Source organism: Pseudomonas sp. BP01 (genome assembly GCF_022760795.1).
In the GTDB taxonomy this organism is placed as follows: Bacteria; Pseudomonadota; Gammaproteobacteria; order Pseudomonadales; family Pseudomonadaceae; genus Aquipseudomonas; species Aquipseudomonas putida_Q.
On the sequence record NZ_JAFBKA010000008.1, the window covers coordinates 37,890 to 64,186 of the forward strand.

Genomic DNA, 26,297 nt, shown 5'->3' on the forward strand with positions numbered 1-26,297 from the left:
TAGATAGCATGCTGCTAGCAGGTCGCGTGCCAATCGATTCTAACCTGATGAATTGGCAGCATGTAAAGCGTTTCTGCAGATGTAGAAAAGGCACCGCGATGGGTGCCTTTTCTGGTGTTGCCTGGGCGTGCCCGCGAAGAGGCCGGTGAAGGGTTACGCCTGCTTCACTTCACGCATCGGCTTGCCTTTCACCGGCGCATCACCTGCCACATAGTACTTGGCAGTGCTGCGCGGCAGCGGCTTGCGGCCACGGATCTTGTCCGAGATCTTCTCGGCAATCATGATCGTGGTGGCGTTGAGGTTGCCGGTGATGATCAGCGGCATGATCGAGGCATCGACCACACGCAGGCCTTTCATGCCATGCACGCGGCCTTCGCCGTCAACCACTGCCATGTCGTCGGTGCCCATCTTGCACGAGCAGGACGGGTGGAAGGCGGTTTCGGCGTGCTCGCGGATGAACTTGTCCAGCTGCTCGTCGGTTTGCACGTCGGCGCCCGGGCTGATCTCGCGGCCACGGTACGGGTCCAGCGCCGGCTGGGCCATGATCTCGCGGGTCAGGCGAATGCCGTCACGGAATTCCTGCCAGTCCTGCTCGGTGGACATGTAGTTGAACAGGATGCTCGGGTGCTGGCGCGGGTCTTTCGACTTGGCCTGGATGCGGCCACGGGCAGGCGAACGCATGGAACCCATGTGCGCCTGGAAGCCGTGTTCCTTAACGCCGTTGGAGCCGTTGTAGTTAATGGCCACCGGCAGGAAGTGGTACTGAATGTTCGGCCACTTGAATTCAGGGCGGGTACGGATGAAACCGCCAGCCTCGAACTGGTTGCTGGCGCCGATGCCGGTGCCGTTGAACAGCCACTCGGCACCGATGGCCGGCTGGTTCCACCACAGCAGCGATGGGTACAGCGATACCGGCTGGGTGCAGGCGTACTGCAGGTACAGCTCAAGGTGGTCCTGCAGGTTTTCACCAACACCTGGCAGGTCGTGTACAACCGGGATGTCGAGGCTTTCCAGCAGGTGACGCGGGCCGACGCCGGAGCGCTGCAGCAGCTGCGGCGACGCGATGGCGCCGGAGCTTACGATCACTTCCTTGCGGGCACGGGCTTCAACACGCTCTTCGCTGTCGCCAACCAGGTAGGTCACGCCAACGGCGCGCTTGCCGTCGAACAGGATACGGTCGCTCAGGGCATGGGTGACGATGGTCAGGTTCGGGCGCTTCTTGGCCTGGTCCAGGTAGCCACGGGCGGTGCTGGAGCGGCGGCCGTTCTTGGTGACCGAACGGTCCATCGGGCCGAAGCCTTCCTGCTGGTAGCCGTTGAGGTCTTCGGTGCGCGGGTAACCAGCCTGCACGCCGGCTTCGACCATGGCGTGGAACAGCGGGTTGTTGCCGGCCTTTGGCGTGGCAACGCTGACCGGGCCTTCACCACCGTGGTAATCGTTCGGGCCGATGTCGCGGGTTTCGGCTTTACGGAAGTACGGCAGGCAATCCAGGTAGGTCCAGTCTTCCAGGCCTGGCATTTCTGCCCAGCCGTCGAAGTCCATGGCGTTGCCGCGGATGTAGCACATGCCGTTGATCAGCGACGAGCCACCCAGGCCCTTGCCGCGGCCACATTCCATGCGGCGGCCGTCCATGTGCGGCTCCGGGTCGGTCTCGTAGGCCCAGTTGTAGCGGCGGCCCTGCAGCGGGAAGGCCAGGGCGGCTGGCATCTGGGTGCGGAAGTCGAAGCGGTAGTCAGGGCCACCGGCTTCCAGCAGCAGGACGGTGACGCCGGCGTCTTCGGTCAGGCGGGTGGCCAGGGTGTTACCGGCCGAACCGGCACCGACGATGATGTAATCGAATTCTTGGGACATGAAAGTACCCTCGTGTTGGCGGTGATCAGGGAGCGGGAACGCCCGTGCACAGCGGCACGGGCGTGGCTAGACAGGGCTTAGAAAACCGAGTTGTAGCCGCCCAGCTCTACCTGGACCGACTTGATGCGAGTGTATTGAGCCAGCGAGCTGACGCCGTTCTCACGGCCGACGCCCGACTGCTTGTAGCCACCGACCGGCATTTCGGCCGGCGATTCACCCCAGGCATTGATCCAGCAGATACCGGCTTCCAGCTTGTGGATGATGCGGTGGGCGCGGGTGATGTCGTTGGTGCACACACCAGCGGCCAGGCCGTACTCGGTGTCGTTGGCACGACGGATCACTTCTTCTTCGGTCTCGTAGGACAGGATGCTCATGACCGGGCCGAAGATCTCTTCCTTGACGATGGTCATGTCGTCGGTGCAGTCGGTGAACACGGTCGGGGCCACGAAGGCGCCCTTGGCGAAGTCACCTTCGGTCAGACGCTCGCCGCCGCACAGTACGCGGGCACCTTCTTCTTTACCCTTGGCGATGTAGCCCAGCACGTTTTCCATGTGGGCGAAGCTGACCAGCGGGCCGAAGTTGGTGTTTTCGTCTTCCGGGTTGCCAACGCGGATGCGGGCAACACGCTCGGCGATCTTGGCTTCGAAAGCAGCTTTCATTTCAGCCGGGATAAACACGCGGGTGCCGTTGGTGCACACCTGGCCCGAGCTGTAGAAGTTGGCCATCATGGCGATGTCGGCGGCCTTGTCCAGGTCGGCGTCGGCGCAGATGATCAGTGGCGACTTGCCGCCCAGTTCCATGGTGACTTCCTTCAGCGAGGAGCTGGAGGCGCTGGCCATGACTTTCTTGCCGGTAGTGGTGCCGCCGGTGAAGGAGACTTTTTCGATGCGCGGGTGCTCGGTCAGCCAGGTGCCGACTTCGCGGCCGCTGCCGGTCAGCACGTTGAACACGCCATTCGGCAGGCCGGCTTCGGTGTAGATCTCGGCCAGTTTCAGGGTGGTCAGCGAGGTGACTTCCGACGGCTTGAAGATCATCGCGTTGCCGGCGGCCAGGGCCGGGGCGGATTTCCACAGGGCGATCTGGATCGGGTAGTTCCAGGCGCCGATACCCACGGTCACGCCCAGCGGCTCGCGGCGGGTGTAGACGAAGGACGATTCGCGCAGCGGGATCTGCTCGCCTTCGATGGCCGGTACCAGGCCTGCATAGTATTCCAGCACGTCGGCGCCGGTGACGATGTCGACGTAGCGGGTTTCGGAGTACGACTTGCCGGTGTCCAGGGTTTCCAGCTGAGCCAGCTCATCGTTGCGCTCGCGCAGGATGTCGACGGCGCGGCGCAGGATGCGCGAACGCTGCATGGCGGTCATCGCAGCCCAGACTTTCTGGCCGCGCTCGGCGCTTTCCACAGCCTTCTCGACGTCGGCCTCGGTAGCACGCTGTACGTGGGCGAGGACTTCGCCAGTGGCCGGGTTGATGGCTTCGAAGGTGGCGTCGCTGCCAGCGTCGACGTAAGCGCCATCAATGTAGAGTTTTTGCGTTCCGAAACGGGCCATAGTGTCCTCGCAAGTGCAGTGTGTGGTTTGGCTTGCGCGTCACGCTCCTGCCGGGTTGGCAAGGGCCGTGCGTGCTGGTTCAGCGGCCTGGTCGTTTGTGCCCAGGGTGTGCTGTTTAGCCAGTTGTAGATCCATGTATTCGTAAGCAATCCGTATCGCCTGGTCGGTGTCGAATGCATCACCCGACAGGGCGCCACGCAGCCACAGGCCGTCGATCAGGGCTGCCAGGCCGCGGGCTGCCTTACGCGCATGATAGAGCGGCAGGGCGCGGCGGAACTGGCAGCACAGGTTGGAATACAAGCGGTGGTCGTTGATCCGCTGCAACCTGTGCAAATCGGGCTGGTGCATGCTGGAAGCCCAGAAGGCCAACCAGGTTTTCATTGCCGGGCCGTTCACCTGGCTGGCATCGAAGTTGCCCTCGATGATCACTTTCAGGTGAGCGCGCGGGCTGTCGTCCGTCAGGGCCTGACGGCGTGCTCTGACGCCTTCGTTGAGCATGCTCATGATGTAACCCATCGTCGCTGCTATCAGGCCGTTCTTGTCCCGAAAGTAGTGACTGATGATGCCGTTCGACACACCGGCCAAACGGGCAATCAGCGCAATGCTGGCGTCCCCCAGACCGACCTGATCGACCGCCTGCAACGTGGCTTCGATCAACTGCTGGCGGCGGATGGGTTGCATACCGACCTTGGGCATCTTGCTATCTCCTCAGGCCTGCGAGCAGACGACGGGCGGCTGACTCGGCGAAGGCCAGTCTATTTTGTTTTGATTGAACGTTCAATCAATAAAGAATAAGCTCTGCGACAATTTGTGCCATTGACAGCTTACAAGGCGGTCGAAATGGCACGGATTGACACCCCAGGAAATCGTGTAACCCCCGGAATACAAGGCGTTGACGGGCATGAGCGATGCGAAATGCAGATTCTGCCGTACGGTCTCTGGCCCTGCGACAGGCCCTTGGAGCGGGCGGGGTGATCTGTGACGAATGCGCGCACCTCTGCGGATGCGTGGGCATTTTCAGCAGGCCACCTGTCTGTTTTTTTGCAACGTATCGATTCGGGATCACGGTTTCCAGGGTGCTTTTATAACACCTGACGCAGTGGGGATATTCCACCAATTGCTCGGGAAACACTGATTAGCCTCCATAGCCGTACTGCCCGGAGCATTCGTGCAATGAGTTCTGCCTCACTTACCAAGCCCCCCGCCGAGAGGGTACGGGTCAACCACGTGGTGTTCTTCACCTCCGCGCTGATGATCCTTGTTCTGACTGCCTTGCTGATCGCTGTACCCGATACCGCCGGCCAGGTGCTGGGCGTGGCCCAGAAATGGCTGACGCGTACCTTTGGCTGGTACTACATGCTGGTGATCTGCGGTTACCTGCTGTTCGTCGTCTACCTGGCCTTCTCCGACTACGGCAAGCTCAAGCTGGGTGGCAAGGACGACCAGCCTGACTTCAGCTACGGCGCCTGGGCCGGCATGCTGTTCTCTTCCGGTATCGGCATTTCGCTGCTGTACTTTGGCGCTTCCGAGCCGCTGGACCATTACTTCAACCCACCGGAAGGGACCCCGGCCAGCCTCGAAGCGGCGCGCCAGGGCCTGCAGCTGACCTTCCTGCACTGGGGCCTGCATGGCTGGGCGATCTACGCCCTGGTCGGCCTGGCCGTGGGTTACTTCGCCTACCGTCACAACCAGCCGCTGGCACTGCGCTCGGCGCTGTACCCGCTGGTGGGTGAGCGTTGGGTCAAGGGTGCTGCCGGCAACGCGGTGGACATCTTCGGCATGTTCGTGACCCTGCTGGGCCTGGTGACCAACCTGGGGATCGGCTCGATGCAGGTGTCCTCGGGCCTTGAATACCTGTTCGGCATGGAGCACAGCCAGACCAACCTGCTGGTGGTGATCCTGGTCATGGCCGGCGTGGCCACCGTGGCGGCGGTTTCGGGCGTGGAAAACGGCATTCGCCGCCTGTCCAACCTGAACATCCTGCTGTTCAGCGGCCTGCTGCTGTTCGTGCTGCTGGCGGGCAATACCCTGCACCTGTTCAACGGCTTTGTGCAGAACGTTGGCGACTACCTCAACGGCATCGTGCTGAAAACCTTCGACCTTTACGTGTACGAAGGCGAAGCCGGCAAGTCCGAGCGCTGGCTGGGCCTGTGGACCGTGTTCTACTGGGCCTGGTGGATCTCCTGGGGCCCGTTCGTCGGCATGTTCATTGCCCGTATCTCCAAGGGCCGTACCGTGCGCCAGCTGGTCAGCGGCGTGCTGTTGATCCCGCTGGGCTTCACTTTGGCCTGGCTGTCGATCTTCGGCAACACCGCACTGGACCTGGTGATCAACCAGGGGGCGGTGGAGCTGGGCAAGACCGCGCTGGAACAGCCGTCAATGTCGATCTACCAGCTGCTGGAATACTTCCCGGCGGCCAAGATTGTGATTGGTGTGGCGGTATTTGTCGGCTTTGTGCTGTTCCTTACCCCGGCCGACTCCGGTGCGGTGATGATGGCCAACCTGTCGTGCAAAGGCGGCAAGGTCGACGAAGACGCCCCGCACTGGATGGTGGTGTTCTGGTCGGTGGTCATCACCCTGGTCACCATCGGCCTGCTGTTTGCCGGCAACTTCGAAGCCATGCAGACCATGGTCGTGCTGGCAGGCCTGCCGTTCTCGGTGGTGCTGGTGCTGTTCATGTTCGGCCTGTACAAGGCCATGAAGCAGGACGTTGCAGTAGAAAGCGAACGCGCCGAGCTGGCCGCCCGTGGCCGTCGCGGTTTCAGCGAGCGCCTGACCCAGCTGGAGCTGCAACCGACCCAGGCTGTGGTGCAGCGCTTCATGGACAAGCAGGTCAGCCCGGCGCTGAAAGAAGCGGCCGCGCAGTTGCAGACCCTGGGCTTCGAGGTGGAAACCCGCGTTGGCCAGTCGCGCAACATGATGGGCCTGCGGGTGATGATGGACGAGGGTAACCCGTTCGTTTATGAAGTGAGCCTGGACGGCTACATGGCCGCGCCGAGCGAGGCGCCGGTTGAAGGCGAACCGGAAGTGCGTCAGCGCTACTACCGCGCCGAGGTGTACCTGCACGACGGCAGCCAGGAGTATGACCTGATGGGCTTTGCGCCGGAGCAGATCGTGCGTGATGTGCTGGATCAGTTCGAAAGCCACCGCCAGTTGCTGGGGCGTGTGTATAGCTGATTGCTGTTGATGCAAAAGAAAACCCCGCTCACTGAGCGGGGTTTTTTATTGGGGCCGCTTTGCGGCCCTTCGCGGGCATGCCCGCTCCCACAGGATTGTCACAGGGCCTGAAGCCGGCGCGATCCCTGTGGGAGCGGGCGTGCCCGCGAAGGGCTGCAAAGCAGCCCCAGCTTCTCAGCGATTGGTGTAACGGCCATTCTTGCCATGCCTAGGCATCGCCTGGTTGCTGCGCACGGCGATCATCTGGCTGAGCCTGATCAGTTCGATGCCCTGGGCCTTGAGCTGTGGCAGTGCCCGTTCCAGCACGTCGAGGGTTTGTGGGTAAGGATGCCCGATCAGTACCGCAGACCCTTGCTTGCGCGCCAGGGCGATGCCTTGCTGCAACTGCCCGGTGATCGCCTCGGTAGTGCGCACATCGTCGAGGAACACATCCCGCGAAACATGGGCCAGGCCGATGCGCTGGGCCTCGGCTGCGGCCACGGTGGCGGCGCTGGTACGGCTGTCGACGAAGAACAGGTGACGTTGCTGCAGTTCACCCATCAACCAGGCCATGGGCTCACGCTGTGCCGTCATGCGGCTACCCATATGGTTGTTGATGCCGGCGGCGTAGGGCACCTTCGCCAAGGCCGCATCCAGCCGGCGGGCCAGTTCCTCGATGGCGATGCCCGGGTGCCAGGCATAGGGCCCGGTGGCTGGGTCCATGGGCATGTGCAGGATCACTGTCTTGCCGGCCTTGTGGGCCTGGCGGGCGAAGTCGGTGGCATGCGGCGTATCGGGCATGATCGCCATGGTGACCGGGCCGGGCAGGGCCAGGGTGCGGCTGTCGCGCTCCGTGCTCTGGCCCAGGTCGTCGATGATGATGCTCATGTAGGCCTTGCCGGTCGGCGCCGCTTGCGCGACGCCGGCCATCAGGCAGAACAACAGACACAGCAGGTAACGCATCGTGTTGATCATTTGCCCGAGGTGATGTTCAGGCCTTTGAGCAGGCTCAGGGCCTGGCTCAGCTGGAAGTCATCGTCCTGCGGACGTTCCTTGCGTTTGCTGCTGCCGGTCGGGCGGTCGGCGCCGCCGTTGCCGTTGCCCAGGTGGCCCTGCAGGTCGGCTTCCTTGAAATTGTCGGTGTCGACTTCGGCGGTGAGTTTGGCCGGGCGCACTTCGATATCGGGGACGATGCCCTGGGCCTGGATCGAGCGGCCGTTGGGGGTGAAATACAGCGCAGTGGTCAGCTTCAGGGCGCGGTCGTTGGCCAGCGGCAGCACGGTCTGTACCGAACCTTTGCCGAAGCTGTCGGTACCCATCAGCACCGCGCGTTTCTGGTCTTGCAGGGCGCCGGCGACAATTTCCGAGGCCGACGCGCTGCCGCCATTGATCAGCACGACCAATGGCACGCCGTCGCTGGCGTCGGCCGGGTCGGCGGAGAAGCGCAGTTCGGAGTTGGCGATGCGGCCCTTGGTGTAGACGATCAGGCCCTTGGTCAGGAAGTGGTCGGCCACTTCCACCGCCGACTGCAACACGCCGCCCGGGTTGTTGCGCAGGTCCAGCACTACCCCGCGCAACTTTTTGCCGTTGTCCTTGCGCAGCTTGGCCAGCGCCTTGCCCACTTCGTCACCGGTCTTGACCTGGAACTGGGTGATGCGGATGTAGCCGTAGTCGTTCTCCAGCAGCTGGCTCTTCACGCTCTTGACCTGGATGACCGCGCGGGCCAGAGTCACGTCGAACGGGTTGCCGCCGTCGCGCACCAAGGTCAGGGTGATCTTTTCGCCGATCTTGCCGCGCATCTTGTCGACCGCTTCGGTCATGGTCTGGCCACGGGTCGGGGCGCCGTTGATCTTGACGATCAGGTCGCCCGCCTGCACACCGGCACGCGAAGCCGGGGTGTCGTCGATTGGCGAGACCACCTTGATGAAGCCGTCTTCCTGGCCCACCTCGATGCCCAGCCCGCCGAACTCGCCGCTGGTGCTTTCCTGCAGCTCCTGGAAGTCCTCGGGGCCGAGGTAGGCGGAGTGCGGGTCGAGGTTGCTGAGCATGCCCTTGATGGCGTTTTCCAGCAGGGTCTTGTCATCGACCGGTTCGACGTAGGCAGCCTTGATCCGGTCCATCACCTCGGCGAAGGTGCGCAGCTCTTCCAGCGGCAGCGGCGCCTTGGCGGTCACCTCGGTGGCTGGCACGGCGGCGGCCTTGGCCGGCTCTGCGGCGGTGGCCAGGGGCGCGCCGACCGCCAGAGCGATGGACAGGGCCAGCTGGGTGAGACGAGGCGAGTGCAGCATGTCGAACGAACTCCTGATCCTGTAAGCGCTCCCTGGGGAGCATCGGCGCAGCACTCAGTCTACGCCGTATAAATTTGACTAGCCTCGGCACCACTGCGAAGGGTCGGTAGGCCGGCCCTGCTGACGGATGGCGAAATACAAGCCTGCTGCGTCCTGGCCACCGCTGTCGCCAACGGTGGAAATGGCTTCGCCGGCCTTGACGATATCACCGGCGCTCTTGAGCAGGCTCTGGTTGTGGCCGTACAGACTCAGGTAACCGTTGCCATGGTCGAGAATGACCAGAAGCCCGGCGCCGCGCAACCAGTCGGCGAATACCACGCGCCCGCCGTGCACCGCACGTACCTGGGTGCCCGGGTTGGCGCTGATCATCACCCCATCCCACTTGGCACGGGCGTCGCTGCCGCGGGCATCACCGAAGCGTGCCAGCAATCGACCATTCACGGGCCAAGGAAGTTTTCCCCGCGCTGAAGAAAATGCGCCGCCGTAGCTTGCGCCGTCGGTGGAAACCATCGGGCCGAGGGTGGTGCGGGCCTTTTTCGGTGGTTCCACGGGTTCTTGGGCCTGTTCGCGGGCAGCGGCGGCGGCCAGGGCTTCCTGCTGGCGGCGTTTTTCCGCTTCCTGCTGGGCCAGCAAGGCTTTCTTGCGCGCTTCTTCAGCTTCGCGGGCCTGCCGGGCCAGGGTTTCCTCAATGGTCTTGAGGACTTTGGACAGATCGGCCTGGTCCTGCTCGCGGGCCTGCAGCTTCTGGTCGCGGTCTTTCATGTCGCCGTTGAGCTTGGCCAGCACCTGCTGGCGCTTGCCGCGCTCGGCTTCCAGCGCCTGGCGGCGGCTGTCCAGGTCGGCGCGCTGGGCCAGCAGCTGTTGCTGCTGGCCGGCTATTTCCTGCTCGACGTTGGCCAGCTGGCGCAAGGTCTCGTTGAAGGTGCGCAATTGCTCCAGGCGCGCCTTGCTCAGGTAATCGTAGTAGGTGAGGGTGCGCGCGAACTTCTCGGGGTTCTGCTGGTTGAGCAGCAGCTTGAGGTATTCCTCGCGGCCGTTGTTCTGGTAGGCCGAACGGGCCTGAATGGCGATCAGTCGCTGTTGTTCAATGCGGGCGCTCTGGAGTTTTTTTTTCTCGGTATCAAGGCGCTCCAGATCGCCCTCGGTCTTTTTTAGTTCTTGCTGCAGAGCCTCCACCTGCTTTTCGAGGTTACCGATGTCGGTCTCGGTGGCTTTGAGGTCCTTTTGCACACCGGCCTTTTCTTCCTGGAGCTTGCCCAGCGTCTTCTTGAGCTCGGCAATATCCTGGCGGGTGGCGTCCAGTTGCTGCTGGGTCTGCACACGCTCATCGGCGAAGGCCGGGCTGAGCAGGCAAGACAGGGCGAGTAGGATCAGGGCGCGAAGCATGGGGTTTGGCGTACCAAGGATGGAGACTGGCCTAGTATGCCCGCCCGGGCAGGCAAAAAAAACGCCTCGCTGCGGGTGCAGGGGGGCGTTGGTCTGGAATTCATGTGCAATCGGGGCCGCTTGGCGGCCCTTCGCGGGCATGCCCGCTCCCACAAAAGCAACGAGTGCAGCCGGTTCTGTGGGAGCGGGCGTGCCCGCGAAGGGGCGCCAAGCGGCCCCGATACACCGAATCAGGCGTCGACCAGGATCGACGTACCGGTCATTTCCACCGGCTTTTCCAGCCCCAGCAGCTTCAGCATGGTCGGCGCCACGTCGGCCAGCACACCACCCTCGCGTACCTTGACGTTGCGTTTGCCCACATAAATGAACGGCACCGGCTCGGTGGTGTGCGCGGTGTGCGCCTGGCCAGTGCATTCGTCTTCCATCTGCTCGACGTTGCCGTGGTCGGCGGTGATCAGCGCTTCGCCGTCTACCTTTTCCAGCGCTTCGACAATGCGCCCTATGCAGGTATCCAGCGCTTCGACCGCCTTGACCGCCGCCTCGAACACGCCTGTGTGGCCAACCATGTCGCCGTTGGCGTAGTTGACCACGATCACGTCGTAACGCTGCTGTTCGATAGCTTCGACAATGCGATCGGTCACTTGCGGTGCGTTCATTTCCGGCTGCAGGTCGTAGGTGGCAACCTTCGGCGACGGGATCAGGATGCGTTCTTCGCCTTCGAACGGCTCTTCACGCCCGCCCGAGAAGAAGAAGGTGACGTGGGCGTACTTCTCGGTCTCGGCGATGCGCAGCTGGGTCTTGCCGTTCTTGGCCAGGTACTCGCCCAGCACATTGTTCAGGCTGGAAGGTGCAAAGGCCGCCGGGGCCGGGATCTTGGCCGAGTACTGGGTCAGGCCGATATAGGCCGCCAGTTTTGGCAGGCGGGCACGCGGGAACTCGTTGAACTCGGTTTCGACGAACGCACGCGACAGCTCGCGAGCGCGGTCGGCGCGGAAGTTCATGAAGATCACGGCATCGCCGTCTTCAACCTTGACCGCTTCCCCAATGCGCGTGGCCTTGACGAACTCGTCGCTCTCGTCACGGGCGTAGGCCGCTTCCAGGCCGGCCTGGGCGGTGTCAGCGGTGTACTCGGCGGCGCTGTCGACGATCAGGTTGTAGGCGGCGCTGACGCGGTCCCAGCGATTGTCGCGGTCCATGGCAAAGTAGCGGCCGATCAGGGTGGCGATGCGGCCCTTGCCCAGCTTGGCGAAAGTGCCGTCGAGCAGTTCGATGGACGACTGTGCGCTGCGTGGCGGGGTGTCGCGGCCGTCGAGGAAGGCGTGCAGGTAGATTTTTTCTGCGCCGCGCTGCGCAGCCAGTTCGGCCATGGCCACCAGGTGGTCCTGGTGGCTGTGCACGCCACCATCAGACAGCAGGCCGAGGATGTGCACGGCCTTGCCGGCACTGGTTGCCTGGTCCACGGCGCCGGTGAGCACCGGGTTTTCGAAGAACTCGCCATCGCGGATCGCTTTGGTGACGCGGGTGAAGTCCTGGTAGACGACGCGGCCGGCCCCCAGGTTCATGTGACCGACTTCGGAGTTGCCCATCTGCCCGTCCGGCAGGCCGACATCCATGCCCGAGCCGGAAATGAGGCCATGCGGCCGGGTGGCGCGCAGGCGATCATAGACCGGTGTGTTGGCGGCAAAGATGGCGTTGTGTTCGGGGATATCGCTGTGGCCGAAGCCATCCAGGATGATCAGGACCAGGGGTTTGGGCGTACTCGTCATCAATCAAACTCACGGTTGTTCAAAGATGATAAAGACACGCATTTTAGGGCAAATACGCCACCTGCGGCGAATATTCGTCCTGTTCCCTGACCAGCGCGGCCAATGCGGCAACATGAAGGTACCTTTGCGGCCGGCCCGTCGGGCTTTGGTGGTACTGGGGGGCTGTGTATACTGGCCGGCATTTTCAATCGCCTGGAACACCGCTGATGGTTGCTCACCTGATTCAATTCGCGACAGATCACTACATCCTGGTTGCGATCTTCGTTGTTCTGCTGGTCCTGCTGCTGCTCAATGAAATCCGCCGTGGCGGCCAGAGCCTGAGCAATGGCCAACTGACCGCCCTGGTCAACGCCGACAAGGGTCTGGTCATCGACATCCGTACTGCCAAGGAATACGCCGCCGGCCACATCGTCGGTGCCATCAACATTCCGCAGGACAAGCTGGCCGCCCGCATGAGCGAGCTGGACAAGCACAAAGAGAAGACCCTGATCGTCGTCGACGCGATGGGCCAGCAGTCCGGCACCCACTGCCGCGAACTGCTCAAGGCTGGTTACACCGCCGCCAAACTGAGCGGTGGCGTTTCCAGCTGGAAAGCCGATAACCTGCCCCTGGTGAAGTGATATGAAGCCCGTCATCGTCTATTCCAGCGACTACTGCCCCTACTGCATGCGCGCCAAGTACCTGCTCGAGAGCAAGGGCGTGGCCTTCGAAGAAATCAAGGTCGACGGCAAGCCGCAGGTTCGCGCCGAGATGAGCCAGAAGGCCGGCCGTACGTCGGTGCCGCAGATCTGGATCGGCAGCACCCATGTCGGTGGATGCGATGACCTCTATGCCCTGGAGCGCGCCGGCAAGCTCGACGCGCTGCTGGCGGCCTGATTTGCACTGCATTCAAAAACATTAGGATAAGGACCTGCCATGACTGACCAACAGACCAACGGCGCTGCTGCAGAAGACAACAGCCCTCAGTTCTCCCTGCAGCGCATCTATGTGCGCGACCTGTCGTTCGAGGCCCCGAAAAGCCCGCAGATCTTCCGTCAGACCTGGGAGCCGAGTGTAGCCCTGGACCTGAACACCAAGCAGAAAGCCCTGGAAGGTGACTTCCACGAAGTGGTGCTGACCCTGTCGGTTACCGTAAAGAACGGTGACGAAGTGGCCTTCATTGCTGAAGTGCAGCAGGCCGGTATCTTCCTGATCGCCAACCTGGACGCGGCTTCGATGAGCCACACCCTGGGTGCGTTCTGCCCGAACATCCTGTTCCCGTACGCCCGCGAGACCCTGGACAGCCTGGTGACCCGCGGTTCGTTCCCGGCCCTGATGCTGTCGCCGGTCAACTTCGACGCCCTGTATGCGCAAGAAATGCAGCGCATGCAGGAAGCGGGCGAAGTGCCGACTGTGCAGTAATCACTGCCGGTATCAAGAAAGCGCCTCTCGGGGCGCTTTTTTGTTGCCTGTTCCGGCCAATGCATCAGCTACCGGCAAACCCGTTCTGCCGCCAGGCCTCATACACCGTCACCGCCACGGTATTGGACAGGTTCAGGCTACGGCACCCCGGCTGCATTGGCAGGCGCAGCCGTTGTTCGGCCGGCAGGCTGTCCAGCACCTCGGCCGGCAACCCGCGGCTCTCTGGCCCGAACAGGAAGGCGTCGCCCGGCTGATAGGCCACTTCGTGGAACGGGTGCGAGCCCTTGGTGGTAAAGGCGAACAGCCTTGGATTACCCAGGCTTGCCAGGCATCCGGCCAGGCTCTCGTGGCGCTTGAGCGTGGCATACTCATGGTAATCCAGCCCCGCGCGCCGCAGGCGCTTGTCATCCAGTTCGAAGCTGATGGGTTCGATCAGGTGCAGGTCGCAGCCGCTGTTGGCGCACAGGCGAATGATGTTGCCGGTATTCGGCGGAATTTCTGGTTGAAAAAGGATGACGTGAAACATGCACGGCTCCAAGCGTGAAGATGACGGGCATTCTACCCCTGAACCGGACGTGCGTTCGAAAGCCTTCCCACGGGTAATGCTGTCATTGGCGATTGTCGGTCTGATGGTAGGCCTGATGATCGGCCGCCTGACCGCGCCCGACGAGCGTGAGCTGCAGCTGGTGGAGGTGGTACAAGATGGCCTGACGCTGTGGTTCAACGAAGAACCCAAGCTGCATGGCGAGAATGTGGAAGGCACGGTTGCGCTGCTGTTCCAGGCCCAGGGCAAGGCCCAGCAAGGGCAATTGAGCCTGCAGGGCAAGCCGGTCAGTTGGCGGGTGCAGAAGAGTGATAAGGGGTTGTTGCTGACGGTGATTGCCGCGCGTCCCCTGCACGGCGAGTGGGCCGGTGCAGAGGACGATGGGCGTTGGCGGGTGCAGGTAAAACTGCACGAATAAAAGAGGGGATATCCCGGCCTGCCTGTACCAGGGTCCCCAAAAGGGGTTACAGCGTATAAAGGGGGGATGACCCGGCCTGCCTGTACCGAGGTCCCCAAAACGGGCGGTGCTGCGAATAAAAGAGGGGTTCACCCGGCCTGCCTGTACCAGGGCCCCCGAAACTGGGTATGTATTAGCTATTGCAGGGGGCGTGCCAATTTTGCAAAGCCCGTGAATGTTGGGCTTTGAGGGGGATTTGGCCGGGTTTTGAGGGGATTTGTGCCTTCCAGAGGTGCATCGGGCACAGGATCGGTGCATCGGGGCTGAAATAGCTGGGGCCGCTTTGCGGCCCATCGCGACACAAGGCCGCTCCTACAGGGGTTCGCGTTCTCCTGTAGGAGCGGCCTTGCGTCGCGATGGGCTGCGCTGCAGCCCCAAAGATCTTACGGGTTACCTTGGAGCTCAGTGCTCGTCACCTTCCTCGTCATCCCCACCCGCCACATTCATCCCCAGTTCCTTAATCTTGCGCGTCAGGGTGTTACGCCCCCAACCCAGCAACAGCGCCGCATCCCGGCGCCGTCCGGCGGTGTGCTTGAGCGCCGTCTCGATCATGATCCGTTCAAAACTCGGCACCGCACTGTCCAGCAGGTTCGACTGCCCACGCGCCAACGCCTGGTCGGCCCACTGACGCAGGGCCTGCTCCCAGTTGGTTACCGGTGCGGCATCCTGTGGCAGGTTCAGCAGCTCGGGCGGCAGGTCGCCGATCAGCACCTCGCGGCTGGAAGCCATCACGGTGATCCAGCGGCAGGTGTTTTCCATCTGCCGCACGTTGCCCGGCCATGGCAGGTTGCGGATGAACTCTTCGGTTTCCGGCTTGAGGATCTTCGGCTCGACTGCCAGCTCTTGCGCGGCGCGGGCGAGGAAGTGGCGGGCGAGGGCAGGGATATCCTCGCGGCGGTCAGCCAGCCGCGGAATGTGGATGCGGATCACGTTCAGGCGGTGGAACAAGTCCTCACGGAACTTGCCCGCCTGCACCAGCGACTCCAGGTTCTGGTGGGTCGCAGCAATGATGCGCACGTCGACCTTGACTGGCACATGGCCACCAACGCGGTAGAACTCGCCATCGGCCAGTACCCGCAGCAGGCGGGTCTGGGTGTCGGCGGGCATGTCACCGATTTCGTCGAGGAACAAGGTGCCGCCATCTGCCTGTTCGAAGCGGCCCCGGCGCAGGTTGGCAGCACCGGTGAAAGCACCTTTCTCATGGCCGAACAGCTCGGACTCCATCAAATCCTTCGGGATGGCCGCCATGTTCAGGGCAATGAACGGCGACGCTGCACGCGGGCTGTGACGGTGCAGGGCGTGGGCGACCAGTTCTTTGCCGGTGCCGGACTCGCCGTTGATCAGTACGGTGATGTTGGAATGGCTGAGGCGGCCAATGGCGCGGAACACCTCCTGCATCGCCGGGGCTTCACCAATGATCTCCGGGGTGCGCGCCAGGTTCTGTGGCACATCCAGGCCTTGCTGTTCCTGGGCGTGCTGGTTGGCGCGCTTTACCAGCGAGACGGCTTCGTCCACATCGAACGGCTTGGGCAGGTACTCGAAGGCACCGCCCTGGTACGACGCCACGGCGCTGTCGAGGTCGGAATGGGCGGTCATGATGATGACCGGCAGGCGCGGATGGTGTTCGCGGATCTGTGCCAGCAGGTCGAGGCCACTGGCGCCCGGCATGCGGATATCGGAAATGATCACATCCGGCTGCTGGCGTGCCAGGCGGCCCATCACGCCATCTGCGCTGTCGAAGCTCTGGGTGGTCATGCCTTCTTGTTGCAGGGCTTTTTCCAGGACCCAGCGGATGGAGCGATCATCGTCGACGATCCATACGGTTTCACTTCGGCTCATGAGGCGGTGGCTCCTTGTTCCAGGGGCAGGTAGATCGAGAAGGCGGTGTGGCCTGCGTGGCTTTCGCACTCGATCAGGCCCTGGTGCTGGCTGATGATGTTCTGGGTAATGGCCAGGCCCAGCCCGGTACCGTCCGGGCGGCCGCTGACCATGGGATAGAAGAGGGTGTCTTGCAGTTCCGGCGGAATGCCCGGGCCGTTATCGATGATCTCCACCCGCGCGACCAGGCGATGGCGAACATGGCCGATGGTGAACTGGCGCAAGGCGCGGCTGCGCAGGGTGATGCGGCCCAGGCGCAGCTCGTTCTGCGAACTGATCGCCTGCATGGCGTTACGCACGATGTTGAGCACGGCCTGGATCATCTGCTCGCGGTCGATCAGCACGTCCGGCAGGCTTGGGTCGTAATCGCGCACCAAAGTGATGCAGCCCTGGCTTTCGGCGTCGACCAGGCTGCAGACCCGCTCCAGCACTTCGTGGATGTTGGTCATGGCCAGGGATGGCAGCTTGTTCGAACCGAGCATGCGGTCGACCAGGTTACGCAGGCGGTCGGCCTCTTCGATGATCACGTTGGTGTAATCGCGCAGGCCTTCTTCGGGTAACTCGCGGGCCAGCAGCTGGGCCGCGCCGCGAATGCCGCCGAGGGGGTTCTTGATTTCGTGGGCCAGGCCGCGCACCAGCATCTTGGTGGTTTCCTGTTTGCTCAGCTGGGCCTCTTCCTTGGTGATGCGCAGCAGCCGGTCGCGTGGGTGCACCTCCAGCAACAGCAGGGTCTGGCCCTGGTTCAGGATGGGCGTTACCGCGTAGTCGACGGTGATGGTCTGCCCGGTCAGCGAGGTGAGCTGCGCTTCGCGCTTGGTGAACGGGTGCGCCTGTTCGACCGCCTGGCGCAACGAGCTGAGCGCTTCGGTCGATTCGGTAAACAGCTCGCTGATGAACTGCCCATGGCTACGTTGACCACTGACGGCCAGTAGCATTTCCGCGGCCGGGTTCATGTACTCCAGGCGCAGCTCGGCGTTGAGCAGCAACGTGGCGGTGGTCAGGTTGTCCAGAAGCAGACGGTGCTGCGCATCGCTGATGGTCATAAGGCGTCGTTGACCTCTTTTGGCGCTTGCCTGGCACTTCTTTGGCCAGGGCCGGGCTCGGGGTGCATCTGCTGATGCCAGTCTCTCCACAGAAAAATGCAAGAAACAAACCAAAGCTCCGAAAAGAAGCGGGATTTGCCGATAAAGGCCTGGATCTGCGCAAATTCGGATCAGAAAGTCTTGATGAAACGTTTAATTTGAACCAGATTGGGGAGCAAATCGGGGCATTGCACTCAATCTTGCACCAAGATAGAGCATAGCGTGGGTGGCGAGGGTTCTGCGTGGGCGCTAACGAAAACGGCCTCCCGAGGGAGGCCGTCTTGATCATTTCACCGGCGCGAGGCGCCGATCAGATCAGCAGCTGTAGTACAGCTCGTATTCCAGCGGGTGCACGAAGGTGCGGACCTTGATCTCTTCTTCGCTCTTCAGCTCGATGAAGGCATCGATGAAGTCGTCGGAGAACACGCCGCCCTTGGTCAGGAACGCACGGCCTTTGTCCAGCTCTTCCAGGGCTTCTTTCAGGCTGCCGCACACTTGCGGAATGTCCTTGGCCTCTTCTGGTGGCAGGTCGTACAGGTTCTTGTCGGCAGCATCGCCTGGGTGGATCTTGTTCTGGATGCCGTCCAGGCCAGCCATCAGCAGGGCCGCGAAGGCCAGGTACGGGTTGGCCGATGGGTCCGGGAAGCGTGCTTCGATACGGCGGGCTTTCGGGCTGCCGACGTAAGGAATACGGATCGAGGCGGAACGGTTGCGAGCCGAGTAGGCCAGCATTACCGGGGCTTCGAAGCCTGGGACCAGACGCTTGTAGGAGTTGGTCGACGGGTTGGTGAAGCCGTTCAGGGCCTTACCGTGCTTGATGATACCGCCGATGAAGTACAGGGCAGTGTCGGACAGGCCGGCATAGCCTTCACCCGAGAAGGTGTTCTTGCCGTCTTTCCAGATCGACATGTGCACGTGCATGCCCGAGCCGTTGTCGCCGTACAGTGGCTTCGGCATGAAGGTGGCGGTACGGCCGTAAGCGTCGGCAACGTTGTGCACGACGTATTTCAGGGCCTGTACTTCGTCAGCCTTTTTCACCAAGGTGTTGAACTTGACGCCGATTTCGTTCTGGCCGGCAGTCGCCACTTCGTGGTGGTGAACTTCAACGGTCTGGCCCATTTCTTCCAGCGCGTTGCACATGGCAGTACGGATTTCGTGGTCGTGGTCGAACGGCGGAACCGGGAAGTAGCCGCCTTTCACGCCTGGACGGTGGCCTTTGTTGCCGCCTTCCACGTCAGCGCCGGTCATCCACGAGCCTTGCTCGGAGAAGATCTTGAACATCGAACCGGAGATGTCCGAGTGGAACTTCACTTCGTCGAAGATGAAGAACTCTGGCTCCGGGCCTGCGAATACGGTGTCACCGATGCCGGTGCTCTTCAGGTACTCTTCGGCGCGTTTGGCGATCGCACGTGGGTCGCGATCGTAGCCCTGCATGCTCGACGGGTCGACGATGTCGCAGGTGATGATCAGGGTAGGTTCTTCGGTGAAAGGGTCCAGCACGGCAGTATCGTCAACCGGCATCAGGATCATGTCGGAAGCTTCGATGCCTTTCCAGCCAGCGATGGAGGAGCCGTCGAACATCTTGCCCACTTCGAAGAAGTCTTCGTCCAGCGCATCACGCGACGGCATGGTCACGTGGTGTTGAATGCCTTTGGTGTCCGTGAAACGCAGATCAATCCACTTGACGTCATGATCTTTGATGAGTTGAACCGACTTCGACATGTTGTCCTCCGGATGGTCTAGAGCGCGGTGGGCCGCTGCCCTGGAAAAAGGGTGTTGCCGGGCGCGGATAGTCGGCCAAGCTTACCTGCCTCACAAGGGAGCAAATTGCATGCCAGTGCCCGAAAATGGCGAGGGTGGGATAAAAGCAGGCGTTTGCGGGCATTTAGCCGGGGGTTGGCGGGGAAAAGTGCACCCTTACGATGCGGTTTTTGGTGGGTGCGCACTATTATGGTGCGCCTGGTGAGTCTTGTGCCTTTTTCGAGGGCCTCTTCGCGGGTAAACCCGCTCCCACAGGGACCGCACGGATTTCGAGGACTGTGCAAACCCCTGTAGGAGCGGGTTTACCCGCGAAAGGGCCGGAACAGGCGCCACAAAAACGCAGCCTTGCATTTATCTCAAAGCTTCTGATCAAAAGTTGGTCAAATCCTGAGCAGTTTCCGCTATAATTCGCGCCCCACATTTTCGGCAGGCCCTGCGCGCGCTGTTAACCAATGAAACTTATCGTCAAAGTCTTCCCAGAAATCACCATCAAGAGCCGGCCGGTGCGCAAGCGCTTCATCCGCCAGCTCGCCAAGAACATCCGCAACGTGCTCAAGGACCTCGATCCTGAGCTCGCGGTCGATGGTGTCTGGGACAATCTCGAAGTGGTTACCCGCATCGAGGACGAAAAGGTCCAGCGCGAGATCATCGAACGCCTCACCTGCACACCGGGTATCACCCACTTCCTGCAGGTTGAGGAATACCCGCTGGGTGACTTCGACGACATCGTTGCCAAGTGCAAGCAGCACTTCGGCCACCTGCTGGCCGGCAAGCATTTTGCCGTGCGCTGCAAGCGCGGCGGCCACCATGACTTCACCTCCATGGACGTCGACCGTTACGTCGGCAGCCAGCTGCGCCAACAGTGTGGCGCGGCCGGCATCGAGCTGAAAAAGCCTGAAGTGCTGGTACGCATCGAAATCCGCAACCAGCGCCTGTACGTCATCCACAACCAGCACCAGGGCATCGGCGGCTATCCGCTGGGCGCCCTGGAGCAGACCCTGGTGCTGATGTCCGGTGGCTTCGACTCCACCGTGGCGGCCTACCAGATGATGCGCCGTGGCCTGATGACCCACTTCTGCTTCTTCAACCTCGGCGGCCGTGCCCACGAGCTGGGCGTGATGGAAGTCGCCCACTACCTGTGGAAAAAGTACGGCAGCAGCCAGCGCGTGCTGTTCATCAGCGTGCCGTTCGAAGAAGTGGTCGGCGAGATCCTCAACAAGGTCGACAACAGCTACATGGGCGTCACCCTCAAGCGCATGATGCTGCGCGGTGCCGCGCACATGGCTGACCGCCTGGAAATCGACGCCCTGGTAACTGGCGAGGCCATTTCCCAGGTGTCTAGCCAGACCCTGCCGAACCTGTCGATCATCGACTCGGCCACCGACAAGCTGGTGCTGCGCCCTTTGCTGGCCAGCCACAAGCAGGACATCATCGACCAGGCCAACGAAATCGGCACCGCCGACTTCGCCAAGCACATGCCAGAATACTGCGGCGTGATTTCGGTGAACCCGACCACTCACGCCAAGCGCCACCGCATGGAGCATGAAGAAAAGCAGTTCGACATGGCCGTGCTGGAGCGCGCCCTGGAGCGCGCCAAGCTGATCTCCATCGACCATGTGATCGACGAACTGGGCAAGGATGTCGAAATCGAGGAAGTGGCCGAGGCACTCTCGGGCCAGATCGTCATCGACATTCGTCACCCCGATGCCCAGGAAGACGAACCCCTGGTGCTGGAAGGTATCGAAGTCCAGGCCATGCCGTTCTATGCCATCAACAGCAAGTTCAAGCATCTGGACCCGACGCGCCAGTACTTGCTGTATTGCGACAAGGGTGTGATGAGCCGTTTGCACGCACACCATCTGCTCAGTGAGGGACATGCCAATGTGCGTGTTTATCGTCCGACATAAGACGCCGGGGCTGTATGGCGGCAGTATCCGCCATCGCCCTCCCGACCGCCGGGCCCGCTGAGCCTTAAACAGTACATATTGGCCGCCTACACTGGGCGGCAACCGAATCCTCTGATCGAGATACACTTGTGATCGAAAATCTGCGTAACATCGCCATCATCGCCCACGTTGACCATGGTAAAACCACCCTGGTCGACAAACTCCTGCGTCAGTCCGGCACTTTGGAGCGTAACGAGCTCAACGACGAGCGCGTCATGGACTCCAACGACCAGGAAAAAGAGCGCGGTATTACCATTCTGGCGAAAAACACCGCCATCAACTGGAACGGCTACCACATCAACATCGTCGACACCCCCGGCCACGCCGACTTCGGTGGCGAGGTTGAGCGTGTAATGTCGATGGTCGACTCCGTGCTGCTGCTGGTCGACGCTCAAGACGGCCCTATGCCGCAAACCCGCTTCGTGACCAAGAAGGCCTTCGAAGCCGGCCTGAAGCCAATCGTCGTGATCAACAAGGTTGACCGTCCGGGCGCGCGTCCTGACTGGGTTCTGGACCAGATCTTCGACCTGTTCGACAACCTCGGCGCTACCGACGAGCAGCTGGACTTCAAAGTGGTCTACGCCTCGGCCCTGAACGGCATTGCCGGTCTGGACCACACCGAAATGGGCGAAGACATGACTGCCCTGTACCAGGCTGTCATCGACCACGTTCCAGCACCAGCTGTTGACCGTGACGGCCCGTTCCAGATGCAGATCTCTGCACTGGACTACAACAGCTTCCTGGGTGTTATCGGCGTTGGCCGTATTGCCCGTGGTCGCATCAAGCCGAACACCCCGGTTGTTGCCATCGACGCTGACGGCAAGAAGCGTAACGGCCGTATCCTCAAGCTGATGGGCCACCACGGCCTGCACCGCGTCGACGTTGAAGAAGCCCAGGCTGGCGACATCGTCTGCATCAGCGGTTTCGACGAGCTGTTCATCTCCGACACCCTGTGCGACCCGACTGCCGTTGAGGCGATGAAGCCGCTGACCGTTGACGAGCCTACCGTTTCGATGACCTTCCAGGTCAACGACTCGCCGTTCTGCGGCAAGGAAGGCAAGTTCGTCACCAGCCGTAACATCAAGGACCGTCTGGACAAAGAGCTGCTGTACAACGTAGCCCTGCGCGTTGAAGAAACCGATTCCCCAGACAAGTTCAAGGTCTCGGGCCGTGGCGAGCTGCACCTGTCGGTACTGATCGAAACCATGCGTCGCGAAGGCTTCGAGCTGGCCCTGGGCCGCCCGGAAGTAATCATTCGCGAAGTAGACGGCGTCAAGCAAGAGCCGTTCGAAAACGTCACCATCGACATCCCTGAAGAATCCCAGGGCAAGGTGATGGAAGAAATGGGTCTGCGTAAAGGCGACCTGACCAACATGGTCCCGGATGGCAAGGGCCGTGTACGCCTGGAATACAACATCCCGGCGCGTGGTCTGATCGGTTTCCGTAACCAGTTCCTGACCCTGACCAACGGTGCAGGCATCCTGACCTCGATCTTCGACCGCTACGACGCGGTGAAGTCCGGCCACATGTCCGGCCGTCAGAACGGCGTACTGGTTTCGGTCGAAACCGGCAAGGCGCTGACCTACTCGCTGGAAACCCTGCAGGCGCGTGGCAAGCTGTTTGTAGAGCACGGTCAAGAGATCTACAACGGTCAGATCATCGGTCAGAACAGCCGCGACAACGACCTGGGCGTCAACCCTACCAAGGGCAAGAAGCTCGACAACATGCGTGCTTCGGGTAAAGACGAAGTCATCGCCCTGGTTCCGCCTGTTCGCTTCACCCTGGAACAGGCTCTGGAATACATCCAGGAAGACGAGCTGTGCGAAGTAACGCCGAAGTCCATCCGTCTTCGCAAGAAGATCCTGGACGAAAGCGAGCGTACCCGCGCTGCCAAGAAAGCCAAAAACAGCTAAGTTAGCTTTGGCTGAATGAAAACGCCCCCGGTCGAAAGGCCGGGGGCGTTTTTTTATGCCTTCAGGATTTGCGTTGGCCCCTTCGCGGGCTTGCCCGCTCCCACAGGATCTTCACCACATTCAGAACCTGTGCAGCACCTGTGGGAGCGGGCAAGCCCGCGAAGAGGCCCTTGAAGGCTGACGGTCAGCGCCCGACCACCTTGGGCTTATAGGCGCAATACCCCGGCCGCGGCCCGACCTTGGGGTGGTTGCGGCAGGTATCCGGGCGCTTGTCATAAATGGTGCACAGCCGGCTCTTACGATCCAGGTACATGCAGTCATCGTTGCTCATCCGGGTCAGGGTGAAGATTCCCGACTTCTGGTTGAAGCGCTCGATGATGCCTTCTTTTTGCAGGCGCTTGGCCACGTTCTTCGGCGGCTCGTCTTTCTCGAACTCGTCTACCACGCCGATACGGATCAGATCCTTGATCTTCACCTCCACCGGCAGGGTGCAGCAGGTCGAATGGCAGCCATGGCACATGTTGCTGGTATAGCGCTGCCAGGTCTCCAGGCGGTCGACTTCGGCCGCGGCGATCAGGGTCGTTTTCATCTTTATAGGGTGGATCACGGTCTTGGGGCGCGCGATCATACCGGAATTGTTCAATTTATGAACAACCTTTTGCCGGATTGGCAAAGTGGGCATGAAAACTGCGAACACTAACTGTCACTCCCTGTCGAAGGGGCTAGTCTCATCAATCTCCCTCCGCTTTCGTCAACTTGCCAGAGGATGCCGCATGTCCCAGGAACCCGAAGCACGTGACGCCGAGGTGGCCGAATTTCGCGCCGCTGTACTGAATAAACTGACCTACGCGGTCGGCAAGGACCCGGAGCATGCGTTCGACCACGACTGGTTCGAGGCCATTGCCCTGGCCGCGCGCGATCACATGGTCGACCACTGGATGGACCATACCCGCCTGGCGTATCGCCGTAGCCAGAAGCGGGTCTATTACCTCTCCCTCGAGTTCCTCATCGGCCGCTTGCTGTACGACAGCCTGAGCAACCTTGGGCTGCTGGACATCGCCCGTGACGCGCTGGAAGGGCTGGATGTGGACCTGGAGCGTATCCGCCTGCTTGAGCCCGACGCCGCGCTGGGTAATGGTGGCCTCGGCCGGCTGGCTGCGTGCTTCATGGAAAGCATGTCCACCCTCGGTATTGCCGCCCATGGTTACGGCATCCGCTACGAGCATGGGTTGTTCCGTCAGGCTGTGGTCGATGGTTGGCAGCAGGAACAGACCGAAAACTGGCTGGACTTCGGTAACCCCTGGGAGTTCGAGCGTGCCGAGGTGATCTACCCGATCAGCTTCGGCGGCAGTGTCGAAACCGTCAACGATGCCAGCGGTAGCCAGCGGCAGGTATGGTCGCCGGGCGAAACGGTGCGGGCGGTGGCCTACGACACACCCGTGGTCGGCTGGCGCGGGTCCAGCGTCAACACCCTGCGCCTGTGGCGTGCGCGGGCGCTGGAAGAGCTGCACCTGGAGCGCTTCAATGCCGGTGACCACCTGGGGGCCGTGGCCGAAGTGGCGCGGGCCGAGAGTATTTCCCGCGTGCTGTACCCGGCTGACAGCACCGAGGCGGGGCAGGAACTGCGCCTGCGCCAGGAGTACTTCTTTGTGTCGGCTTCGCTGCAGGACTTGCTGCGCCGCCACCTGAACATGCACAAGGACTTGCTCAACCTGCCCGACGCCGCGGCCATCCAGCTCAACGACACGCACCCTTCGATTGCCGTGGCAGAGCTGATGCGGCTGCTGGTGGACCAGCACGAAGTACCGTGGGACAAGGCCTGGGAGCTGACCGTTGGCACGCTCGCCTACACCAACCACACCCTGCTGCCCGAAGCCCTGGAAACCTGGCCGGTAGCACTGATGGAGCGCATGCTGCCGCGGCACATGCAGATCATCTACCTGATCAATGCCTACCATATCGACGCATTGCGGGCCAAAGGGCTGCACGATTTCGACGTGCTGCGCGCGGTGTCGCTGATCGAGGAAGACAACGGCCGCCGGGTGCGCATGGGTAACCTGGCGTTTCTGGGCTCGCACAGTGTCAACGGCGTGTCGGCGCTGCACAGCAAGCTGATGAAAAGCACGGTGTTCTCCGAGCTGCACAAGCTCTACCCGCAACGGATCAACAACAAGACCAACGGCATTACCTTCCGCCGCTGGCTGTACCAGTCAAACCCACAGCTGACCGAGATGCTGGTCGAAGCGCTCGGGCCGGGGCTCAAGGACGACCCTGAAGGGCTTCTGGCTGGCCTTGTGCCCTTTGCCGATAAGGCGAGTTTCCGCAAGCAGTTCGCTGCTCAGCGCCTGCACAGCAAGCGCGCGCTGGCCAGCATCATCCAGGACCGCATTGGTGTCACGGTGAACCCCGAAGCGCTGTTCGATGTGCAGGTCAAGCGCATCCACGAGTACAAGCGCCAGCTGCTCAACCTGCTGCACACCGTGGCGCTTTATCAGGCCATACGCAACGACCCCGGCACCAACTGGGTACCGCGGGTGAAGATCTTCGCCGGCAAGGCTGCGGCCAGTTACCACCAGGCCAAGCTGATCATCAAGCTGGCCAACGACATCGCCCGGGTGGTGAACAACGACCCGACCGTGCGCGGCCTGCTTAAGGTGGTGTTCCTGCCCAACTACAACGTCAGCCTGGCCGAAAGCATCATCCCGGCGGCCGACCTTTCCGAGCAGATTTCCACGGCAGGTTATGAAGCCTCCGGTACCAGCAACATGAAGTTCGGCCTGAACGGCGCGCTGACCATCGGCACCCTGGACGGTGCCAACGTGGAAATGTGCGAACAGGTGGGCGCCGACAACATGTTCATCTTCGGCCTGACCGCGCAGCAGGTCGAGGCGCGCAAGCGTGCCGGTGACTTTGGTGCCAATGCCGCCATTGCCGCTTCCAACCGCTTGAACGACGTGCTGCAGGCGATTCGCAGCGGTGTGTTCTCGCCAGACGACCCTTCACGCTACGCCGGGTTGATCGACGGGCTGGTGGCCTACGACCGCTTCCTGGTGTGTGCCGACTTCGATGCCTACTGGGATGCCCAGCGGCGGGTCGAGGAACTGTGGCACACACCGCAGGAGTGGTGGCGCATGGCCGTGTTGAACACGGCGCGGATGGGCTGGTTCTCGTCGGACCGCACCATTCGCGAATATGCCACCGAGATCTGGAAGGCACTCGACTGAGAGGCGAGCGCGGTCTTTGTAGGAGCGGCCTTGTGTCGCGATAGGGCCGCAAAGCGGCCCCGGCAATCTTTGCGTTACAGCTGAGAACCGCGGG

20 protein-coding genes are annotated in these 26,297 nt (G+C 61.9%); 8 read left to right on the top strand and 12 right to left on the bottom strand.

Annotated features, from left to right (window positions below; translation table 11 throughout):
• Window positions 1–153 precede the first annotated feature (153 nt).
• The 3 genes from betA to betI form a co-directional block, all read right to left on the bottom strand.
• Window positions 154–1,851, bottom strand: a complete 1,698-nt coding sequence (betA, locus tag JOY50_RS09385; protein ID WP_028614102.1) for a choline dehydrogenase — start codon at window positions 1,849–1,851, stop codon at window positions 154–156.
• Between the two features lie 77 nt (window positions 1,852–1,928).
• Complete coding sequence (betB, locus tag JOY50_RS09390; protein ID WP_016502024.1) at window positions 1,929–3,401, bottom strand: betaine-aldehyde dehydrogenase; 1,473 nt, start codon at window positions 3,399–3,401, stop codon at window positions 1,929–1,931.
• A 39-nt stretch (window positions 3,402–3,440) separates the two neighbouring features.
• A complete protein-coding gene (betI, locus tag JOY50_RS09395; protein WP_019473137.1) occupies window positions 3,441–4,097 on the bottom strand; it encodes a transcriptional regulator BetI in 657 nt (218 codons plus the stop codon).
• Between the two features lie 534 nt (window positions 4,098–4,631).
• On the opposite strand from betI, the gene JOY50_RS09400 reads away from it, so the two are divergent.
• Complete coding sequence (locus tag JOY50_RS09400) at window positions 4,632–6,578, top strand: BCCT family transporter (RefSeq protein WP_229609090.1); 1,947 nt, start codon at window positions 4,632–4,634, stop codon at window positions 6,576–6,578.
• Window positions 6,579–6,752: 174 nt separating this feature from the next.
• Here the strand turns inward: JOY50_RS09400 and JOY50_RS09405 are convergent, their stop codons facing one another.
• The 4 genes from JOY50_RS09405 to gpmI all read right to left on the bottom strand — a co-directional run bounded on the left by JOY50_RS09405 (window position 6,753) and on the right by gpmI (window position 11,997).
• On the bottom strand, window positions 6,753–7,520 hold the full coding sequence (locus JOY50_RS09405) for a divergent polysaccharide deacetylase family protein (RefSeq protein WP_243055131.1): 768 nt from the start codon (window positions 7,518–7,520) through the stop codon (window positions 6,753–6,755).
• An 8-nt stretch (window positions 7,521–7,528) separates the two neighbouring features.
• Window positions 7,529–8,845, bottom strand: coding sequence for a S41 family peptidase (locus tag JOY50_RS09410; protein WP_019473135.1), 1,317 nt, complete (start codon window positions 8,843–8,845; stop codon window positions 7,529–7,531).
• 78 nt (window positions 8,846–8,923) lie between these two features.
• Window positions 8,924–10,231, bottom strand: coding sequence for a murein hydrolase activator EnvC (locus tag JOY50_RS09415; RefSeq protein WP_132844998.1), 1,308 nt, complete (start codon window positions 10,229–10,231; stop codon window positions 8,924–8,926).
• A gap of 230 nt (window positions 10,232–10,461) precedes the next feature.
• Window positions 10,462–11,997, bottom strand: a complete 1,536-nt coding sequence (gene gpmI / locus JOY50_RS09420) for a 2,3-bisphosphoglycerate-independent phosphoglycerate mutase (RefSeq protein WP_243055132.1) — start codon at window positions 11,995–11,997, stop codon at window positions 10,462–10,464.
• 206 nt (window positions 11,998–12,203) lie between these two features.
• On the opposite strand from gpmI, the gene JOY50_RS09425 reads away from it, so the two are divergent.
• From JOY50_RS09425 to secB, 3 genes are read left to right on the top strand one after another with little or no spacing between them, the layout of a single operon-like run.
• A complete protein-coding gene (locus JOY50_RS09425) occupies window positions 12,204–12,617 on the top strand; it encodes a rhodanese-like domain-containing protein (RefSeq protein ID WP_016502017.1) in 414 nt (137 codons plus the stop codon).
• Between the two features lies 1 nt (window position 12,618).
• Window positions 12,619–12,873 (top strand): glutaredoxin 3, encoded by a 255-nt coding sequence (grxC, locus tag JOY50_RS09430; RefSeq protein WP_003249204.1) that lies wholly within the window; start codon window positions 12,619–12,621, stop codon window positions 12,871–12,873.
• Between the two features lie 39 nt (window positions 12,874–12,912).
• The gene (gene secB, locus JOY50_RS09435; RefSeq protein ID WP_016489596.1) at window positions 12,913–13,398 is read left to right on the top strand and encodes a protein-export chaperone SecB; all 486 of its coding nucleotides are present in this window, start codon (window positions 12,913–12,915) and stop codon (window positions 13,396–13,398) included.
• A 64-nt stretch (window positions 13,399–13,462) separates the two neighbouring features.
• On the opposite strand, the gene trmL is transcribed toward secB, so the two are convergent.
• Window positions 13,463–13,924 carry a tRNA (uridine(34)/cytosine(34)/5-carboxymethylaminomethyluridine(34)-2'-O)-methyltransferase TrmL gene (gene trmL / locus JOY50_RS09440; protein ID WP_138736320.1) on the bottom strand — a complete coding sequence of 154 codons (462 nt, stop codon included), beginning with the start codon at window positions 13,922–13,924 and terminating at the stop codon, window positions 13,463–13,465.
• On the opposite strand from trmL, the gene JOY50_RS09445 reads away from it, so the two are divergent.
• Window positions 13,923–14,360, top strand: a complete 438-nt coding sequence (locus tag JOY50_RS09445) for a hypothetical protein (protein ID WP_132845231.1) — start codon at window positions 13,923–13,925, stop codon at window positions 14,358–14,360. The two genes, trmL and JOY50_RS09445, sit on opposite strands and share 2 nt — an antisense overlap.
• Before the next feature lie 441 nt (window positions 14,361–14,801).
• Here JOY50_RS09445 and ntrC read toward each other — a convergent pair whose 3' ends face one another.
• The 3 genes from ntrC to glnA form a co-directional block, all read right to left on the bottom strand.
• A complete protein-coding gene (gene ntrC, locus JOY50_RS09450; RefSeq protein ID WP_016489594.1) occupies window positions 14,802–16,238 on the bottom strand; it encodes a nitrogen regulation protein NR(I) in 1,437 nt (478 codons plus the stop codon).
• Window positions 16,235–17,320: a nitrogen regulation protein NR(II) gene (gene glnL / locus JOY50_RS09455; protein WP_016489593.1), complete on the bottom strand. Its 1,086-nt coding sequence runs from the start codon at window positions 17,318–17,320 to the stop codon at window positions 16,235–16,237. Before glnL ends, ntrC begins: the two co-directional genes overlap by 4 nt.
• 354 nt (window positions 17,321–17,674) lie before the next feature.
• Window positions 17,675–19,081, bottom strand: coding sequence for a type I glutamate--ammonia ligase (glnA, locus tag JOY50_RS09460; RefSeq protein ID WP_016489592.1), 1,407 nt, complete (start codon window positions 19,079–19,081; stop codon window positions 17,675–17,677).
• Window positions 19,082–19,572: 491 nt separating this feature from the next.
• Here glnA and thiI point away from each other — a divergent pair, with 491 nt between their 5' ends.
• Entirely contained in the window at window positions 19,573–21,027 is a 1,455-nt protein-coding gene (thiI, locus tag JOY50_RS09465; RefSeq protein ID WP_132845224.1) for a tRNA uracil 4-sulfurtransferase ThiI, read from the top strand.
• 128 nt (window positions 21,028–21,155) lie between these two features.
• On the top strand, window positions 21,156–22,979 hold the full coding sequence (typA, locus tag JOY50_RS09470) for a translational GTPase TypA (RefSeq protein ID WP_016489590.1): 1,824 nt from the start codon (window positions 21,156–21,158) through the stop codon (window positions 22,977–22,979).
• A gap of 184 nt (window positions 22,980–23,163) precedes the next feature.
• On the opposite strand, the gene JOY50_RS09475 is transcribed toward typA, so the two are convergent.
• On the bottom strand, window positions 23,164–23,568 hold the full coding sequence (locus tag JOY50_RS09475) for a YkgJ family cysteine cluster protein (protein WP_003249225.1): 405 nt from the start codon (window positions 23,566–23,568) through the stop codon (window positions 23,164–23,166).
• 184 nt (window positions 23,569–23,752) lie between these two features.
• Here JOY50_RS09475 and JOY50_RS09480 point away from each other — a divergent pair, with 184 nt between their 5' ends.
• Entirely contained in the window at window positions 23,753–26,203 is a 2,451-nt protein-coding gene (locus tag JOY50_RS09480; RefSeq protein WP_132845222.1) for a glycogen/starch/alpha-glucan phosphorylase, read from the top strand.
• Window positions 26,204–26,297 lie beyond the last annotated feature (94 nt).

Bases quoted from the DNA above. Each gene is read 5' to 3' on its own strand.
- betI (WP_019473137.1), bottom strand. From the start codon at position 4,097: ATGCCCAAGGTCGGTATGCAACCCATCCGCCGCCAGCAGTTGATCGAA.
- JOY50_RS09410 (WP_019473135.1), bottom strand. From the start codon at position 8,845: ATGCTGCACTCGCCTCGTCTCACCCAGCTGGCCCTGTCCATCGCTCTG.
- thiI (WP_132845224.1), top strand. From the start codon at position 19,573: ATGAAACTTATCGTCAAAGTCTTCCCAGAAATCACCATCAAGAGCCGG.
- JOY50_RS09415 (WP_132844998.1), bottom strand. From the start codon at position 10,231: ATGCTTCGCGCCCTGATCCTACTCGCCCTGTCTTGCCTGCTCAGCCCG.
- glnL (WP_016489593.1), bottom strand. From the start codon at position 17,320: ATGACCATCAGCGATGCGCAGCACCGTCTGCTTCTGGACAACCTGACC.
- betB (WP_016502024.1), bottom strand. From the start codon at position 3,401: ATGGCCCGTTTCGGAACGCAAAAACTCTACATTGATGGCGCTTACGTC.
- secB (WP_016489596.1), top strand. From the start codon at position 12,913: ATGACTGACCAACAGACCAACGGCGCTGCTGCAGAAGACAACAGCCCT.
- JOY50_RS09480 (WP_132845222.1), top strand. From the start codon at position 23,753: ATGTCCCAGGAACCCGAAGCACGTGACGCCGAGGTGGCCGAATTTCGC.
- glnA (WP_016489592.1), bottom strand. From the start codon at position 19,081: ATGTCGAAGTCGGTTCAACTCATCAAAGATCATGACGTCAAGTGGATT.
- JOY50_RS09445 (WP_132845231.1), top strand. From the start codon at position 13,923: ATGCACGGCTCCAAGCGTGAAGATGACGGGCATTCTACCCCTGAACCG.
- grxC (WP_003249204.1), top strand. From the start codon at position 12,619: ATGAAGCCCGTCATCGTCTATTCCAGCGACTACTGCCCCTACTGCATG.
- ntrC (WP_016489594.1), bottom strand. From the start codon at position 16,238: ATGAGCCGAAGTGAAACCGTATGGATCGTCGACGATGATCGCTCCATC.
- betA (WP_028614102.1), bottom strand. From the start codon at position 1,851: ATGTCCCAAGAATTCGATTACATCATCGTCGGTGCCGGTTCGGCCGGT.
- gpmI (WP_243055132.1), bottom strand. From the start codon at position 11,997: ATGACGAGTACGCCCAAACCCCTGGTCCTGATCATCCTGGATGGCTTC.
- trmL (WP_138736320.1), bottom strand. From the start codon at position 13,924: ATGTTTCACGTCATCCTTTTTCAACCAGAAATTCCGCCGAATACCGGC.
- JOY50_RS09405 (WP_243055131.1), bottom strand. From the start codon at position 7,520: ATGCGTTACCTGCTGTGTCTGTTGTTCTGCCTGATGGCCGGCGTCGCG.
- JOY50_RS09475 (WP_003249225.1), bottom strand. From the start codon at position 23,568: ATGAAAACGACCCTGATCGCCGCGGCCGAAGTCGACCGCCTGGAGACC.
- JOY50_RS09425 (WP_016502017.1), top strand. From the start codon at position 12,204: ATGGTTGCTCACCTGATTCAATTCGCGACAGATCACTACATCCTGGTT.